Annotated in this window: 15 protein-coding genes; 7 read left to right on the forward strand and 8 right to left on the reverse strand. The window is 62.1% G+C overall.

All coding sequences use genetic code 11. The features are described 5' to 3' along the window. Positions 1–14 precede the first annotated feature (14 nt). Complete coding sequence (locus tag NMG46_RS24570; protein ID WP_254820061.1) at positions 15–911, forward strand: substrate-binding domain-containing protein; 897 nt, start codon at positions 15–17, stop codon at positions 909–911. A gap of 26 nt (positions 912–937) precedes the next feature. On the opposite strand, the gene NMG46_RS24575 is transcribed toward NMG46_RS24570, so the two are convergent. Beyond that, complete coding sequence (locus tag NMG46_RS24575; RefSeq protein ID WP_254820062.1) at positions 938–1807, reverse strand: SMP-30/gluconolactonase/LRE family protein; 870 nt, start codon at positions 1805–1807, stop codon at positions 938–940. A gap of 34 nt (positions 1808–1841) precedes the next feature. Further along, a complete protein-coding gene (iolD, locus tag NMG46_RS24580) occupies positions 1842–3710 on the reverse strand; it encodes a 3D-(3,5/4)-trihydroxycyclohexane-1,2-dione acylhydrolase (decyclizing) (protein ID WP_254820063.1) in 1869 nt (622 codons plus the stop codon). A gap of 122 nt (positions 3711–3832) precedes the next feature. On the opposite strand from iolD, the gene NMG46_RS24585 reads away from it, so the two are divergent. Further along, positions 3833–4603, forward strand: a complete 771-nt coding sequence (locus NMG46_RS24585) for an SDR family oxidoreductase (RefSeq protein ID WP_254820064.1) — start codon at positions 3833–3835, stop codon at positions 4601–4603. Positions 4604–4629: 26 nt separating this feature from the next. After that, positions 4630–5754 carry a Gfo/Idh/MocA family protein gene (locus NMG46_RS24590; protein WP_254820065.1) on the forward strand — a complete coding sequence of 375 codons (1125 nt, stop codon included), beginning with the start codon at positions 4630–4632 and terminating at the stop codon, positions 5752–5754. Positions 5755–5812: 58 nt separating this feature from the next. Here NMG46_RS24590 and iolG read toward each other — a convergent pair whose 3' ends face one another. From iolG to NMG46_RS24615, 5 genes are read right to left on the reverse strand one after another with little or no spacing between them, the layout of a single operon-like run. Next, complete coding sequence (iolG, locus tag NMG46_RS24595; protein ID WP_254820066.1) at positions 5813–6817, reverse strand: inositol 2-dehydrogenase; 1005 nt, start codon at positions 6815–6817, stop codon at positions 5813–5815. A 23-nt stretch (positions 6818–6840) separates the two neighbouring features. After that, positions 6841–7848 (reverse strand): ABC transporter permease, encoded by a 1008-nt coding sequence (locus NMG46_RS24600; RefSeq protein ID WP_254820067.1) that lies wholly within the window; start codon positions 7846–7848, stop codon positions 6841–6843. Then, positions 7845–9365, reverse strand: coding sequence for a sugar ABC transporter ATP-binding protein (locus NMG46_RS24605; RefSeq protein WP_254820068.1), 1521 nt, complete (start codon positions 9363–9365; stop codon positions 7845–7847). Before NMG46_RS24605 ends, NMG46_RS24600 begins: the two co-directional genes overlap by 4 nt. Further along, positions 9362–10402, reverse strand: a complete 1041-nt coding sequence (locus tag NMG46_RS24610) for an ABC transporter permease (RefSeq protein WP_254820069.1) — start codon at positions 10400–10402, stop codon at positions 9362–9364. Before NMG46_RS24610 ends, NMG46_RS24605 begins: the two co-directional genes overlap by 4 nt. Positions 10403–10420: 18 nt before the next feature. Then, positions 10421–11440 carry a sugar ABC transporter substrate-binding protein gene (locus NMG46_RS24615; RefSeq protein ID WP_254820070.1) on the reverse strand — a complete coding sequence of 340 codons (1020 nt, stop codon included), beginning with the start codon at positions 11438–11440 and terminating at the stop codon, positions 10421–10423. Positions 11441–11773: 333 nt separating this feature from the next. Here NMG46_RS24615 and NMG46_RS24620 point away from each other — a divergent pair, with 333 nt between their 5' ends. From NMG46_RS24620 to NMG46_RS24635, 4 genes are read left to right on the forward strand one after another with little or no spacing between them, the layout of a single operon-like run. Continuing rightward, the gene (locus NMG46_RS24620) at positions 11774–12661 is read left to right on the forward strand and encodes a TIM barrel protein (protein ID WP_254820071.1); all 888 of its coding nucleotides are present in this window, start codon (positions 11774–11776) and stop codon (positions 12659–12661) included. Between the two features lie 13 nt (positions 12662–12674). Beyond that, positions 12675–13982, forward strand: coding sequence for a histidinol dehydrogenase (hisD, locus tag NMG46_RS24625; RefSeq protein WP_254820072.1), 1308 nt, complete (start codon positions 12675–12677; stop codon positions 13980–13982). A 5-nt stretch (positions 13983–13987) separates the two neighbouring features. Further along, complete coding sequence (locus NMG46_RS24630) at positions 13988–14767, forward strand: glucose 1-dehydrogenase (RefSeq protein ID WP_254820113.1); 780 nt, start codon at positions 13988–13990, stop codon at positions 14765–14767. After that, positions 14745–15761, forward strand: coding sequence for an ROK family protein (locus NMG46_RS24635; protein ID WP_254820073.1), 1017 nt, complete (start codon positions 14745–14747; stop codon positions 15759–15761). Before NMG46_RS24630 ends, NMG46_RS24635 begins: the two co-directional genes overlap by 23 nt. Here NMG46_RS24635 and NMG46_RS24640 read toward each other — a convergent pair. Next, positions 15758–16315 carry a hypothetical protein gene (locus NMG46_RS24640; protein ID WP_254820074.1) on the reverse strand — a complete coding sequence of 186 codons (558 nt, stop codon included), beginning with the start codon at positions 16313–16315 and terminating at the stop codon, positions 15758–15760. The two genes, NMG46_RS24635 and NMG46_RS24640, sit on opposite strands and share 4 nt — an antisense overlap. Between the last annotated feature and the right edge of the window lie 26 nt (positions 16316–16341).

Consider the following 16341-nt stretch of genomic DNA (forward strand, 5'->3'; position numbering starts at 1 on the left):
ATGCAAGGATGAGCATGCGACCGAAGCGCCTGAAGTTCTACGCCGTCACCCATGACATATTGGGGGATGTGTTCTGGGAGGTGTTCCGCAACGGCCTGATGGATGCGGCGCAACGCTACGATGTCGATGTCGAGCATCTGCGGCCGGGCAAGTTCTCGCCCGAAATCCAGGCAGGGCTCATAGAAGGGGCGACATATGCGCTCCCGGACGGCATCATTTCAACCATCCCGGAGGTCGCTGCAGTCGATGCGCCATTGCGCAACGCGATCGCCCGCGGGATCCCGGTCATTGCCATTAACGCCAAGGACCCTCGGCCAAGAGGTGAGCGTATCCCGTATCTGTTCTACATCGGCGGTGACGACACCAATGCCGGCCGGCTCGCCGGCGACTACCTGATCAACGAGACGGCGCCGCGGGCCGGCATGTGCGTCGATCACTATCTCCACGAGCATATCTGCCATTCCGATCGCTATCGCGGCGTCGACCAGGCTTTCACCGCGAAAGGATTGCCGATGGACAGGCTGCGCGTGCCGGGTGGCGACGCCGATGCCTGTGCGCAGGCGGTCGCCACCTATCTCACACAAAATGAAAGCGTCGACGCGGTGGTGACGCTTGGTCCTCCGGGCGCCCAGGCGGTTCTCGACGCGCGCAAGCTGTTGCCGCCACAGCGGACATGGTCGCACATTACGTTCGACGTTGCCCAACTCCAGATCGACGGCATTCGCTCGGGCGAGATCGTCGCGACGATCGACAGCCAGCAATATCTTCAGGGCTATCTGTCGGTTCAGCAGATGTGGCTCCATGTGGCGCAAGGATTTACCATGGCAGACGACATATTCACCGGCCCTACCGTCGTCGACGCCCGCAACATCGATGCTGCCGAAGCAGGGGTCAGGCGGGGAACCCGCTGACGCATCGCTCTGAGTGATCTGCGCGGTCAGAGTCTGCAGACCGGTTCGCGCCGACCGCTGACATCCGTCTTGAAGATGAACAGATTGCCGGATTCGGTTTGGCTGCGTCGCTGGTCGTCATCCAGCAGCCGCTTGGCGGTGGTCACGACAAGATGGTTCAGCTCTGGCCCGGCAAAAGCGCAGGACGTCACCTGGCTGACCGGCAGGCGAATTTCGCTGACGATCTTGCCGAACCGGTCGTAGACCGCCACCCGGCCGCCGCCGAACTTGGCGTTCCATATCGTCCCGTCCTGGGCGAGGACTGCACCGTCGGGAATGGATGGCAGCGCGCGATCGTCGACGAAGACCTGACGCTCAGACAGTGTGCCATCGTCCAAATCGAACCGAAAGCGCCAGATCGTCTTCAGGTGGCTGTCGGAAAACAGCAGCTGGTTGTCGGGAAGGAAAACGAGCGCATTGGGGACATGCACTTCCGAGAGAACCTGACGGACATGACCGCCGGCTGAGACCCGATAGAGCGCGCCTTCCGGTCGACGCCTCAGCGTCGAGATCGAGCCAATCCAGAAATTGCCGGCGTCATCCGTCTTGCCTTCGTTGAGGCGGTTCGACGGCATGCCGGGTTCGGGATGAAGCAGAAAGTGATAGCGCCCCGTATGTGGGCTGAACCGGAACAGGCCGGTCTGGGCGGCGACGATCAGGTCGTCAGCGCCCAACAGGCCGAGGCCGCCGCCGAGCGCGGGCAGGGGCCACGTCCTTAGCGCGCCGCTGGCCCAGTCGCGTTCGAACAGGGTGCAGCGGATGATGTCAACCCAATAGAGGCGACCGTGGCGATGGTCCCACAACGGACATTCGCCGAGCTCCATCTGCGTCGATAGCATGTCGACCAGTGCCGTCATGCCCACATTCCTTGTGCGTTGTGTGCCGACACGATCATACCAGTGCTTTTTGCCTTGCCCGGCCGGTTTCGTAACGACGTCGCGCTGCTCGAACCCGTTCGAGTTCGGAGGCTTCGGCCACGCCCACTTCCCACCAAAGGTCCGCGCCAGGTGAGCCGCCACGCTTTTCGGCCTGGGCGATGATGACGCTCGGACCGTCGAAGGCCTTTGCCCTTGCGAGCGCCTCGGCCAGTTCCTGGGGGTTCGAAGCCACGAAGGTCGCGCAGCCCATCGAACGGGCATTGGCTTCATAGTCGACATCGACATAGTCGCCGTCCGGCTGGCGGCCGGCAGCGGTGCGGCGGCGGAATTCGTTGCCAAAATTGTCGGAACCCGTCGAATGCTCTTGCAAGGCGCGAATGCACTGGAAGCCGCCATTCTCGATGACGATCGTGATCATCTTGGCTCCCTCCTGTGCCGCCGTGACGAGTTCAGTCGGCGCCATAAGATAGGTACCGTCTCCGATGACAACAAAGACGTTGCCCTGGTTGCTTCGGGCGAGTGCCACACCCAGGCCGGCAGGTATTTCGTGTCCCATGCAGGAAAAGCCGAATTCGATGAAGCATTCGCTTCCTGCCGAATTGTCCCACGCTTTCATGATTTCCCCAGGCGATGTGCCGGCAGCGGCAATGACAACGTCGCCCTTGGCCGCGGCTGCATTCACCGATGCGATGATGGTGCCCTGTTTCATCGGCGCGCCTTGCTCGTGGGTGATGGAGCCGTGATAGGTCGCCCACCAGCTTGAGATCGCGTGAGCCACTTCGGCACGATAGGCATCGGCAGTGGCGTAGTTGGCGAGTGCATCGCCGAGCGCCTGCAGGGCAAGCCTGGCGTCGGCAACCACTGGTGCGGCACCGAGCTTGTAGGCATCCTGCGCATTGACATTGATCGCCACGAACCGCGTGTCATCGTTGAAATGAGAGCGCGAGGCTGTGGCGAAGTCGGTGAGCCGCGTGCCTATGGCGATGACAACATCAGCCTTTTCACCGATCCGGGCAGCGGCGGCGGTGCCGGTCGTGCCGCCGCCACCAAGCAGCAGGCTGGCGTTCTGCGACACGCCCTTGCCCGCAAAGGTTTCCATCACAGGGATGCCGAAGCGGTTGCAAAAAGCCACGAGTTCGGCCTCCGCCGCGGCATAGCGGACACCTCCGCCGGCAATGATCAGCGGACGCTTTGCGGTAGCGATCAATTTGGCAGCACTTGCAATCTCGTCGTCGTTTGGACGAATGCGGCGGATCTGCCAGCGGCGCTTTTCGAAGAAACGGGCAGGAAAGGGGAAGGCTTCCCCCTGCACGTCCTGCGGCAAGGAGATGGTCACCGCGCCGGTCTCTGCCGGATCGACCAGCACGCGCATCGCTTCGGGCAATGCGGTCAGGAGCTGCTCGGGACGCGAGATGCGGTCAAAGAAGCGAGACAAGGGCCGAAACGAATCGTTCACCGAGAGGTCAGCTTCGATCGGATGTTCAAGCTGCTGCAGTACATTGCCTGGCCGTCGATGGGCAAAGACATCGGAGGGCAGAAGCAGCACCGGAACGCGGTTGATCGTCGCCGTCGCTGCGCCGGTCAGCATGTTTGTCGAGCCGGGGCCGATCGAGGCCGTACAGGCCAAGGTGGCGCGCCTGTTCATGGCCTTGGCGAAACCCATGGCGGCATGCACCATCGATTGCTCGTTCTTGGCCTGGTAGAAGGGAAGACCTTCGCCGTATTCGTCGAGCGCTTCACCCATGCCGGCGACATTGCCGTGGCCGAATATTCCGAACATGCCGCCAATCAGCCGTTCCTCCACGTCGTCGTGCACGGAGAACTGGGCTTTCAGGTAGAGCACCACCGCCTGTGCGGCGGTGAGCGATCTGGCGTTCGTCATCTTCCACTCCTCATATTGACTAGCTATGCAATTTAGGTTTCATACTGCAGACAAGCGTCGAGTTCAACAGGACAGGGGAGCCTTCCGAACGAAATCGGCCCGAGACGAAACGGCGGCAAAACGTGGAATTGAAACCTATGCAACGCGACGGGCTGAGGCGATTCGAAGGCAAGGTGGTGCTGGTAACGGGTGCGTCTACCGGCATTGGTCTCGCCACCATCAGGCGCATCCGCGGCGAGGGGGGAAAAGTCGCGGCCGCCCATCGGCGAAGCAACAAGGATCTCGACCTCGACGGGGCCTACTCGGTCCGGCTGGATGTCACATCCGCCGAAGAGTGGGAGCAGGCAATGCGTTCCGTCGTCGACCAGTTCGGACGGCTCGACGTTCTGGTGAACAATGCGGGGGTGCGGGCGAGCGGCGGGGTCGAGGAGACCGAACTCGATCTCTGGAACGAGATGTTGCGCACCAACCTGACCAGCGTCTTCCTTGGCTGTCGCGCCGCGGTGCCGCATCTTCGTGCCGCCGGCGGCGGAGCGATCGTCAACGTTGGCTCGATCACCGGCATACGCGGCACAGAGAACATGGTGGCCTACAGCGCCTCCAAGAGCGGCATCACCACGCTCACCGCGTCGCTGGCGCTCGATCTCGCTAGGGACAGGATTCGCGTCAATGCCTGCTGCCCGGCAGCAATCAGCACGCGCATGGTGTCGAACTGGCTCGAAACAGCGGCCGATCCGGAGGCGGCCACCGATGTGGTTGTCGCCAAGCATCCCATCGGGCGCATCGGGCGCCCGGAAGAGGTCGCGAGCGTCATCGCCTTCCTGGCCAGCGATGACGCCAGTTTCATGACCGGCCTGTCCATACCGGTCGATGGCGGCCGGTCCATCAGATAGCAGCATACGGATTGGGAGAGCATCACGTGCAAAGTTTGAGGTTCGGTATTGTCGGTTCGGGCTATATGGCCAAGACCCACAGCCTAGCACTGCGCAATATCGAAGGGTTCCTGTGGCCGAAGATGCCGCGCATCGAGATGGTTCGGCTTGCTGACATCGATCTGAGTCTGGCCGAAGACAGCGCCCGGCGCTGGGGATGGCGCGAGGCGACCACCGACTGGAAGGCAGTGACGCGCGGCGACGATATCGATGTCGTCGTCATTATCACGCCCAATGACAGCCACGAGGAGATTGCGCTCGACGCCTTTGCCAACGGCAAGCATGTCTTCTGCGAGAAGCCGCTGGCCAACACTGCCGCTGCCGCCCGCCGCATGGCCGAGGCTGCCGGCCGCTCCGGCAAGGTCAACATCGTCAACTTCGTCTATCGCTGCTGGCCGGCCGTGCAGTTCGCGCGCAAGCTGATCGAAGACGGCGAATTGGGTGAACTGCGTCACTTCGAAGGGCATTTCTTCCAGGATTACGCCAATGACGGAGGCCTGCCTCATGCCTGGCGCTTCGACAAGGAAAGGGCCGGCGCCGGCGCCGGCGGCGATCTCGGATCGCATATCAGCGACATCGCTGTTTTCCTGCTCGGGCCGATCGGTCGCGTCGCCGCCAACAGCCGCACCTATTTTACCGACCGCGCGACGGCCACCGGTAGGGCAAGCGTAACCGTCGACGACATGACGACGACGCTGGTCGAATTTCGCTCCGGAGCGACCGGTTCGGTCCATTCCTCATGGGCGGCCACTGGCCACAAGAGCGATCTGGCCTTCACGATCATCGGCTCGAAAGGATCGCTTTCATTCAGCTGGGAGCGCAGCAACGAGATCCATCTCTACACAGAAGCGGAACGCAAGGATCGCAGCGGTTTCCGCCGTATCATGATCGGAGGCATCCATCCGGAAGCGGAGCCCTTCTGGTATGCACAAGGGCAAGGGCTGGGTTATGGCGAAGCATTCGTGATCACGGCCCGACGCCTCATCGAGGCGATCCAGAAGAACGATATTTCGGCTTCGCCCAATTTTGCTGAAGCGGCTCATGTAAACGCTGTCATAGAAGCGACAGTCAAAGCCGCCGCAACACGGAATTGGCAGGAGGTCGAAGGCTGATCACCATTGTCTGTGGTGGCGCGGTTTGTGCGGCGATCTGCAGGCGGGTGGGTGGAGTTCAAGAGAGCCTTACAGAAAGCCCCGACCTCATCGACTCTTCTGCAGCCTCGGCGATCTGGAGCGCTTTCAGGCCGTCGGAAGCACCAGGTGACAGGGCGCCTCCCTCTTCGAGGCGCCTGACAAAGTAGTCGAGCTCTCGCCGGTAGGCTTCGGCATATCGTTCAAGAAAGAAGGGCTGCGGCTTGTCGGATGATCCGCCGCCGGCGTTCCAGGCGACGACGGGGGTCGGCAGCACGTTGCCGAGTTGGAGCATGCCGCCCGCTCCATGAATCTCCGCGCGCTGATCGTAGCCATAGGCAGATCGCCAGGAATTATTGATCGAAACCAGCGTCCCCGAAGGCATGGTCAAGGTAACCATAACAGTGTCAGCATGTCCGGCTGCGGCGATCCGCGGGTCTGTGCGCGCAGCACCGACTGCATAGACGCTATCCGGTTCCTCGCCGGTCAACCATCGCGCCATGTCGATGTCATGGATGGTGGTTTCGCGAAGGATGCCGCCAGAAGCCACGATATAGTCGATCGGCGGCGGGCCGGGATCGCGGCTCGTGAGCAACACCAGTTCCGGGGCTCCTGCCTCGCCTATTCCCAGCCGCGCGGCAAGCGACGCAAAGCCTGGGTCGAAGCGACGGTTGAATGCCAGCAGAAAGGGGATGCCTGAAGCCTCAATGGCAGCGGCAAGGGATCGAACCGTGCCGAGATCGCGTGCCAGCGGCTTCTCGCAGAAGACGGCCTTGCCACTCGCAAGTGCCCGGTCAATCAGTTCGGGGTGCGTGGAAGCTGCGCTGGCAATGACGACGGCGTCTACGGCCGGATCGTCGAAGACATCGGCTGTCGTGCGCACACGAGACCGGGAGGCGCGCGCCAGCGCCTGCGCGGCCCCCTCATCCGGATCGCAGATTCCAGCAAGCGCGGCACGGGGGTGGGCAACGATGTTTGCCGCGTGGATGGTGCCCATGCGCCCGGCGCCGAACAGCGCCAGCTGCAACTGTCCCTGTTCAGACATTCGTCCTCCTTCCCGACCGCGTCCTACTTGATGATGCCAATTTTCTCGCGATCGATCGTTATGGCGACGGCAATCACGATAACCACGCCGAAGACGATGTTCTGGTAGGCGGGATTGAGCCCGACGATGACAGTTCCGATGCGCACCAGTCCGGCTATCAGTCCACCGATCAAGGCGCAGGCAATACCCCCTATGCCTCCCGAAATGGCAGTGCCACCGACCACCACCCCGACGATCGCCGGAAGGAGGTAGTTGTTCGCCATCGCAGGCGAGCTGTATCCGGTCTGCCCAAGCAGCAGGAGGCCGGCGACAGACGCGCAGATCGCCGAGATGGCGAAGGCCAGCACCTTTACGCGCAGGGTCCTGACACCCGACAGGAGGGCCGCCCTTTCTGAAGCGCCCACTGCAAAGATCTCGCGACCAAGGCGGGTAAACCGGAACAGGGCGCCGAGTATGGCGGCCGCGACGAGAACAACGATCACGCCGTTAGGCAGTCCGGCGGTGCGGCTGCCGAAGAAGGAGATGATGGCTGATGGCTGCGACAGGGGGGCCGCAGTGGCATTCGAAATGAAATGGGTGGCCCCGTAGAGCATTCCCAGAGATCCGAAGCTTACGACAAACGACGGAATCTGAGCCCGGTGGTGAACAAAGCCCTGTAGCGCGCCAATGAGGCCGGCAAGCCCGAGCACCGCGACAAAAGCGAATTCCCCCAGGGCCGGATTGAGAATGACGAAAGCAACTGCCGCAAACGAGGCCATGGTTGCCACACTCAGGTCGATACCGCCGAGCAGGATGACGACTGCGCTGCCCATGACCAGCATGAGCAGCGGCGCGGCGTCCGTTGTCAGTCCGGCAAGTGCCCGCAATGACAGGAGTTTGGGTTGGACCCAGGCTATGGCCGAGAACAGCGCGACAAGCGCGATCGCGGGGACGGCGATTGACCTGAGCTTGCGGGCAATATCAATACGCCTGATGGATGCCGTCTGTTCGCCAGCCTGGCCAGCGCGCGTTTCTGGACTGTCGCCACTCATACCATTGCCTCGACAATTTCTTCGGGTCTCGGCTTGTGCAGGCAAAGGTCTTCAAATCTGGCCGACACTTCGCCATCACGCATGACGATCACGGTGTCTGCCATGCCCAGCGTCTCCTCGAGTGTCTCCGAGACGAAGACAATTGCGAGCCCCTGGCGTGCAAGCCCCCTCATGACAGCGAAGAGATCGGCCTTGGCGCCAGGATCAAGGCCACGCGTCGGATGGTCGAGGATGAGAACCTGAAGACGATCCGACATCAGCCATTTGGCGAGAGAAACCTTCTGCTGGTTGCCCCCGCTCAAGCGCTCGACATACTCGACAGGCGAGGGCGTCTTGATCTTGAGCCTGTTGATCCAGGAGAGCGCCTGCGCGGTTTCCTTTTTCCGATTAACCAGACCGCCCCGTCCCATCTGCGGGCCGAAGGTGAGGACGATGTTTTCCAGGACGGTGCGTCCAACTATGACACCCTCAAGCTTCCGCTCGGCAGGGACGTAGCCAATTCCGGCGCGAATTGCCGCATCGGGCATGGCGGACGAACCCAGTTCGTCGCCTGCGACCTTGACGCTGCCGCTCACTGCGTCCTCGGCGCCGAAGATGGCGCGACAGAAGGGTTCGGCGCCCGAGCCTGCCACGCCGGTGACGGCCACGATCTCGCCGGGCCGGACCGAAAGCGACACATCGCGAAACCTGCCGGGTGCGGTGAGGCCGCTAACCACCAGGCGCGGTTCAATCGCCTCGACCGGCCCACGACCGCTCTCCTGATAGTAGTCGTCGGACCGTCGCGAGCCGACCATCAGATGATAAAGTTCCTCGTGGCTCGTGGTGTCCTGCGTTCTTTCCGCAACATTCTCGCCATTGACCATGACATGCACGCGGTCGGAGATCTCCAGCACCTCGTCCATCCGGTGCGACACAAAAACCACCGAGGCGCGCGTCCGCAGCCGCCTGATCTGGCGAAACAGATCGTCGACCTCTGAGGGGCTGAGCAGTGAGGTTGGTTCGTCAAACAGGATGACAAGTGGCTGGTCCACCAGTTCCTCGATTGCAAGCACCTTGGCGAACTCAACCATCTGCCGGTCCGGAAAGCTCAGCGCATCCACCTTGATGTCTGGAGGGATATCGCACTCAAGCTTTGCGAGCTGGCGGGCGGCCTCCCGGTTGAGACCTTTCCAGTTGTAGATGCCGAAGCGGCGGTGCGGTGAGGGCTTGTCGAAAAAGATGTTCTCGGCAACCGTAAGATTGGGGATAAGCGACTGCTCCTGGTGGACCAGCCCTATGCCCATGCTCGCCGCAGCCAGGGGCGAGCGGACCACGGTGTCAATGCCACGCAGGCGGATCTTGCCGGTGGTCGGCTGCTCCATGCCAGAAAGGATCTTCAGCAGCGTCGACTTGCCGGACCCATTCTGGCCAATGAGACCAAGAACCTCGTGCTGGCGCAGCTCGACGCTCACATCGTGCAAGGCACGCACGCCCGGATAGGTCTTGCCAATGCCTGTCGCAGCGAGAACCGGGGTCATTTCACGATCCTCAGCCGCCCACGAAGGCTCCAGTTGCCCACGACCAGAGCTGCGATGATGGTGAGGCCCTCGGCCACATGGCGCAGGTAGGGGTCGACGCCAAGCTGGATCATGCCGTTGCGCAGGACCTCGAGAATGAACACCCCGATGATCGACTGGAGCACGCCGCCGGTGCCGCCACTGAGAAGCGTTCCGCCAATCACGGCGGCACTGACAGCCGGGAACAGGAAACCTTCGCCGGCCGCGGGATTGCCGACAGCGAGTTGCGCGGAGATCATGACGCCGCCAACGCCAGATATGAGCCCCATAAGCACAAAGGCCAGGATCTTGTGAAAGCGGACATGCTGTCCTGACTGCCTCGTGGCCTTCTCGTCGCGGCCGATGGCGTACGACATTCGCCCGAACTGGGTATAGGTCTGCAGAACCCATCCAAGTGCTGCAACCGCGAGCGCCAGAAAAACCAGGGCGGAGACGCCAAGGCTTTTGTCCAGGGCCAGGCGCGTCAGCCGCTCATCAAGAATTTGTGGCTGCCTGCCCGGAAAGAGCAGGGTGGCGATACCCAGCCCGACAAACCAGGTTGCGAGTGTGACGATCAGGGACGGCAATCGCAGGACTGTGTAGACAAGGCCATTGACCAGGCCAAAAGCCGATCCGAGACCGGCGCCTGCCAGGATGGCCCACCAGCCCAGATCGAAACCCGTCACCGAATTGGCGATCAGCAGCGATACCAGCATGCTCGATGCTGCCATGACGCCTTCGATCGAAAGATCGATTGAGCCCTGCACCAGGATGAAGGAAAGGCCCACGACGAGGACAACCGGGATCGCACTCGATTCAAGAACGACCTTCAGGTTGCCAGCCGTCAGAAACTGCGCGCTTGTCAGCGAGAAGACCAGCACAAGAACTGCAAGAGTCGCGACCGGACCAAGTTCCCTGAGCGGAAGCCGCCGCCTTGATGCAGTCCTTGCCTGGCGCACAGGCCTCCCCGCATTCCTGTGCGGGGAGGCTTCGATGGCCGCATTTTGCGTAAGTGTCATGACCGACCAGTTTCCAGCTTACTTGTTGGCACCGGCGGGGATCTGGCCGACGGAGGCGGCCCAGAAATTGGCCTTCACCTTGTCATAGCTGTAGGCAGCCGGATCGTTTTTCTTGGTGAGGATCGCGTCGACATTGTCCTTGTTGACCAGGGTCTGCGACAGGTAGAAGTCACGTTGCTCATTGCCCAGCTTGGAAAGGTCGATGTCGCCGGTAATCGCTCCTACCGCCAGCGCCGTCGCCGTGGCACCCTGGACAAAGCCATCGATGTACATCGTCGAAAGCATCTCACCCGTCTTGATCAGATGCATGGCATCACTGGAGCCATCCGATCCAGTGACCGGGACCTTTCCCGCAAGGCCTTGCTCGCGCAGGGCAGCTACGGCGCCCAACGCCATACCGTCATTCTCGGCAAAAATGCCGTTCAGGCTTTTGCCGTATTTGGTGAGCCATGCCCGCGTAATGTCCTGCCCATGGGTCTGGTCCCAATTGCCGACCTGAACGTCGACCAGCTTCATGCCGGGGCACTCCGCCACCGCCTTTTTCAGGCCGGCGAGGCGTTGCTTGGCCGGAGGATTGTCGGGAATGCCCTCCAGGGCGACGATGTTGCCATTACCATTGAGCGCCTTGCACAGTTCCATGCCGTTGCGGTAACCGGAATCCACGCCATCAAACGATATGTTGGCAACCCAGGCATCGGGTGCCGTATCCCAGGGGTGAATCTCGTCGGGGCGGTTCCACAGGTTGACAATCTTGGCGCCGGCTTCACCGGCACGCTCTACGATCGCCTTCGTAAACGCATTGGACGCGGGGTCGACGGCGATCGCGCAGCCTTCGCAGCCGGTCGCGAACACGGCCCCGAACTGCTCCAGAAGTTTCTGTCCGTTGAAGTCGCTGACAATGACATTGACGTCCTTGCCCTTCGATCCGGCGACCGCCTTTGCTCCCTCGATAAACGCTGCCCAGTACTCGCTCGACGCGCTCCCGACGCCCACATAGACGTTCGCGAGGTCCCCCGCGAACGAGGGCGCGCCCGTCACTGACAGGACGCCAAGTCCGATGGCAAGCTTTAACCTGAAATTCTTCAGCACGGCTTCCTCCCTAGTCATGAAAACCGCCCGCCAAGGACGGGCTGTCATCACCAAACGCCAATTTGCATAGCAATGCAACAGGATTCTTGCATTGCTATGCGTAAGGAAGGCTTGCGCAGCGCAGTGCGGCCGGAAGCGTCTTGCTGGCCGGTCTTACACAAAACCCCTCTGTTCACGTATTGCACAGCGGCAGATTGCATTGCTATGCAAATCGTGATTATGCTGTTTTGTCGCTCAGCGAAACGGATGGCGACACAAGATGCATAGCCAGAGGATATCTAGATGCTCGTCAAACTTGCCAACGCGCCCGTATCCTGGGGGGTCGACTATGCCGACGATCCCAAAAACCCGGCATGGCCGCGTGTGATGGATGAGATCAGCGCAGCCGGCTACGGCTACACGGAACTCGGTCCTTACGGGTACTATCCGACGGATCCTGCGGTTCTGCGGCCCGAGTTCGACCGTCGTAGCCTCACTGTCATAGCCGGGTTCGTTTTCCAGGATCTCCACAGCCCGGAAAAGGCTGACGCCGTGCTCGACGTTGCCGACCGCACTGTGCGTCTTCTCGCTGCGGCGGGCGGAAAGTACCTTGTCACGATCGACCATATCTCACCGGAACGGATGAACACGGCAGGGCGACGCGATCTCGCTGAGCCGATCGGTGCGCAGCGCCTCGACCATCTTGTTGGGTTGATCGACCGGATCGCTGACCTGGCGCTCGCCCATGACGTGATGCCTGTCATTCACCAGCATGCCGGCTGCTACATCGAATTTGAGGACGAATTCGAGACCATCCTGGACAGGCTTGACCCTGGCCGGGTCGGCATCTGCATAGATACGGGCCACATGGCTTACGCCGGCATCGATCCTGTCGCTTTCTACCGACGGCATGCGCATCGCGTGCGCTACTTCCACTTCAAGGATATCGATCCCGTGGTCCATAAGCGCGTGCTGGCAGACCGCATACCGTTTCTCGCTGCTGTCGAGCAGAAGGTTTTCTGCCCGCTGGGCAAGGGCGTTGTCGAATGGGCCGAACTGGCGAAGGCTTTGCGAGACACCGGATATGACGGGGCCGCCACAGTCGAGCAGGACATTGACCCGACCATTTCACTCAATCCGGCGGAGGATGCGTGCGCCAGTCTCGCCTATCTCCGCTCCGTCGGCTTCTAAGCGAGGTGCTGCAATGATCCGTGTCCTGAAGGAAGGCCGTTCATCGGTCCAGAAGGCCAACGACCATACCTCCGTCAAGACGGCGGTGGAATCTGTATTGGCTGCGGTTGAGGAGCGCGGCGACGAAGCCGTGCGCCACTATTCAGAAACATTCGACAAATGGGCGCCAGAGAGTTTCCGCCTGTCACAGGCCGAAATCGACGAATGCATAGCCGCCGTGGCACCCCGCGACCTCGAAGACATCCGGTTCGCGCAGGCGCAGATTCGGCGTTTTGCCGAGATCCAGAAGGCTGCACTTCGGGAGGTCGAGGTGGAGACGCTTCCTGGAGTTGTGCTTGGGCACAAGAACATCCCTATGAATTCCGTCGGCTGCTATGTGCCGGGTGGCAAGTATCCTCTGGTGGCGTCAGCGCATATGAGCATCCTCACTGCGAAGGTCGCCGGCGTGAAACGCGTCATTGCGATGACGCCGCCCTTCCACGGCAAGCCGGCGCCTGCGGTGATCGCTGCCATGGCGATGGCTGGTGCCGACGAGATCTACGTTCTTGGCGGCATCCAGGCGATCTCTGCGATGGCGATCGGTACCGCCACTATCGCGCCGGTCGACTTCCTCGTCGGTCCGGGCAATGCCTATGTGGCCGAGGCCAAGCGCCAGTTGTTCGGCCGAGTCGGCATCGACTTGCTGGCCGGGCCGACCGAAACACTGGTGATCGCCGACGAAACGGTAGATGCCGAGCTCTGCGCCACGGACCTTCTGGGTCAAGCGGAGCATGGTCCCAACTCGCCGGCGATCCTTTTGACCAATTCCGAACGGCTGGCCCGAGACACCGTCATCGAGGTAGAGCGGCTCCTCGAAATCCTCCCAACCGCGACGATCGCCCGCCAGGCCTGGACCGATTACGGCCAGGTCATCGTCTGCGACACCGATGAGGAGATGCTGGCGGAGGCCGATCGCATCGCTTCCGAGCATGTCCAGGTGATGACCCGCGATCCCGATTACTTCCTTGAAAGAATGACGAACTACGGTGCGCTCTTCCTCGGACCGCGCACCAACGTTGCCTACGGCGACAAGGTCATCGGCACCAACCACACTTTGCCAACGCTCGGCAACGCCCGGTTCACAGGCGGCCTGTGGGTTGGCAAGTTCATGAAGACCTGCACCTACCAGCGTATCCTCACCGACGAAGCCTCAGCCCTGATTGGCGAATACTGTTCGCGCCTTTGCGTGCTGGAGGGGTTCCTCGGCCATGCCGAGCAGGCCAACATCCGCGTGCGACGCTATGGCGGCAGGAACGTGCCTTACGCGGAGGCGGCCGAGTGACTGCAGTGCAAGAACCTGGCCTCGCATTGCCGGTGACACCGTCTTTTCGCCTCGACGGCCGCCGTGCCCTGGTGACTGGCGCCGGCCGCGGACTGGGCGTGGCGATAGCGGCTGCGCTGGCAGACGCGGGCGCGCAGGTACAGCTGATCGCGCGGACGGCTGGCGACGTGGAAGCGGTGGCTGCTGCGATCGAAGCGCGTGGCGGCCGCGCGGGCGCGACCCTTGTCGACGTGACCGACCTCGATCAGGTCCGCTCCGCATTGGGCGCGATGCCTGCCTTCGATATTCTGGTCAACAATGCCGGGACCAATCGGCCCAGGCCGATGATTGAGGTGACACCGGCGGATTTTGCGGCGATTTTCGATCTCAACGTGCGCGCTGCCTATTTCGTCAGCCAGGCGGTCGTCGGCGCCATGATCGCCGACGGGCGCGGCGGTTCAATTATCAACATTTCGTCGCAGATGGGTCTTGTTGGAGCGCCCAATCGCACCCTCTATTGTGCTTCGAAGCACGCGCTCGAGGGGCTTACCAAAGCCATGGCGGTGGAACTCGCGGCGAGTGGCATCCGGGTTAACAGCGTTGCCCCCACCTTCGTCGAGACGCCTATGACGCGGCCCTATCTTGAGGACCCGACATTCTCGCGGGATGTGCTGTCCAAGATCAAGCTCGGCCGGCTTGGGCGGGTCGAGGACATTATGGGAGCGGTGGTGTACCTTGCTTCCGATGCGTCGGCCCTGGTCACCGGCACCGCGCTGGTGGTCGATGGCGGCTGGACCGCCGATTGAGATGCTCGCTCTGGTCTATGAAATCGGCGGATCGAACACCCGCGCAGCCCTCGTCAACACGCTCACGCTTGAGGTGCTGGTCGAGGCGCGGTCGCCAACACCCAATTTTCACAGTCACGGCAAGGCGGGGATCGATGGGCTGCTACAGGCTCTGGCCGCGACCATCCGAGACCTTGCTGAAAGTGCTCGATCTGGCGGGCAAGCAGACCTGGTCGCGATCGGTTATCCCGGCCCGATGTCGCCAGACGGGATAGCTTTGTCGTCGCCGACTTTGCTCGGCGCCTCGCTCGACCGCCATCTCGACATCACCGACCTTGTGCGTCGAGCGACTGGACTACGCCGTGTGGTGGCAATGAACGATGTGACTGCCTGCGGCTTCCGCTATGTTGCGGACGGAGAAACCGACTTCGCGCTTATCAATGTCGGTTCGGGGGTCGGCAACAAGCTTTTCGTTCGCGGAAATCCCGTTGTCGGCCCTGGCGGGCGTGGCGGTGAGTTCGGCCATTTCACCGTCGACATGCGGCCCGATGCACCGCTTTGCGAATGCGGTGGGCGCGGTCATCTTGCCGGTATGTCATCGGGACGTGGGGTCGAACGGGCGGTCCGCCAGGCGGCCAGGGAAGATCCGGCAGGATTTCTCGGCAGCGCGCTGGGCGCGGACAAGGGGGGCCGCGGCCTCATCGACACGCCGGCGATCGTGGGCGCCTTCCGCGGCGGTGATGAATGGGTCATCCGTCACGTCGCGGCGGCCACCCGGCCGTTGGCTCACGCCATGGCCGGGTTGCACACGGCGACCGGCACCGAATCCTTCATCCTCGTCGGCGGTTTCGCTCTCGCGCTCGGTCCCGCCTGGCGTGATCTTCTGGCTGAACAGTGTGCGGCAGCTTGTTGGAATCTGGGTCAAAATTGGCACAGCATGGTTCGGCTTGGCGAGCCGGGAGACCGCGATGGCCTCATTGGTCTCGCGTTCGCCGCCGGCCGCGATCTGGCCTAGAGCAGAAGCCCCCGCAGCCGCTCGACATCCTGGAACAGGATCGCCTCAAACCCTGCCGCTTCGGCTCGACGAGCGGATGCCGGATCGTCCTCGATCATCAGCGGTCGCTCGGCAAAAGGGCCGGCGAGGCGGTAGGCGTGCCGGAACAGCGCGCCGTCCCGCTTGTCCTGCCGCACTTCGAACGACCAGAATTTCAGGCGGGGCAGGGCGGTCCAGGGGTGCAGGCGCTCGAGCACGTCGACACGATCTTTCACGGTCTCGGCAATGATGCCGAGTTCATGCCCGCGCTCCGCAAGGTCCGAGAGGAGCGCTTCGAAGCCCTGATGAGGCTGGAAGCTGGCGATCCAGCGGTCACGAAAGGCGGCGGTTGCAAGGCCGGTGATGCGGCGGACGTCGTCTTCCACTACGCTCCAGAAATCGGCCGGCTCGATCTCGCCACGCCGAAGCGCCCAGGACAGGGGGCCACTGACGATCGCTTCCAGGCCCGCATGCTGGCCGCAGCCCTCTCTCTCAAGGCTCTCTATGAAACGTGCAGTGCCGTTCTCGAACAGCACGCCACTGGCGTCGAAGAAGATCGCTC

The organism is Mesorhizobium sp. LMG 17147 (assembly GCF_024297145.1).
Classification (GTDB): Bacteria; Pseudomonadota; Alphaproteobacteria; order Rhizobiales; family Rhizobiaceae; genus Mesorhizobium.

What these genes read in the sequence shown, in the direction of transcription:
- NMG46_RS24570 (WP_254820061.1), top strand. Translation starts at nt 15, where the DNA reads ATGCGACCGAAGCGCCTGAAGTTCTACGCCGTCACCCATGACATATTG.
- NMG46_RS24575 (WP_254820062.1), bottom strand. Translation starts at nt 1,807, where the DNA reads ATGACGGCACTGGTCGACATGCTATCGACGCAGATGGAGCTCGGCGAA.
- iolD (WP_254820063.1), bottom strand. Translation starts at nt 3,710, where the DNA reads ATGACGAACGCCAGATCGCTCACCGCCGCACAGGCGGTGGTGCTCTAC.
- iolG (WP_254820066.1), bottom strand. Translation starts at nt 6,817, where the DNA reads ATGTCTGAACAGGGACAGTTGCAGCTGGCGCTGTTCGGCGCCGGGCGC.
- NMG46_RS24600 (WP_254820067.1), bottom strand. Translation starts at nt 7,848, where the DNA reads ATGAGTGGCGACAGTCCAGAAACGCGCGCTGGCCAGGCTGGCGAACAG.
- NMG46_RS24605 (WP_254820068.1), bottom strand. Translation starts at nt 9,365, where the DNA reads ATGACCCCGGTTCTCGCTGCGACAGGCATTGGCAAGACCTATCCGGGC.
- NMG46_RS24610 (WP_254820069.1), bottom strand. Translation starts at nt 10,402, where the DNA reads ATGACACTTACGCAAAATGCGGCCATCGAAGCCTCCCCGCACAGGAAT.
- NMG46_RS24620 (WP_254820071.1), top strand. Translation starts at nt 11,774, where the DNA reads ATGCTCGTCAAACTTGCCAACGCGCCCGTATCCTGGGGGGTCGACTAT.
- hisD (WP_254820072.1), top strand. Translation starts at nt 12,675, where the DNA reads ATGATCCGTGTCCTGAAGGAAGGCCGTTCATCGGTCCAGAAGGCCAAC.
- NMG46_RS24635 (WP_254820073.1), top strand. Translation starts at nt 14,745, where the DNA reads ATGGCGGCTGGACCGCCGATTGAGATGCTCGCTCTGGTCTATGAAATC.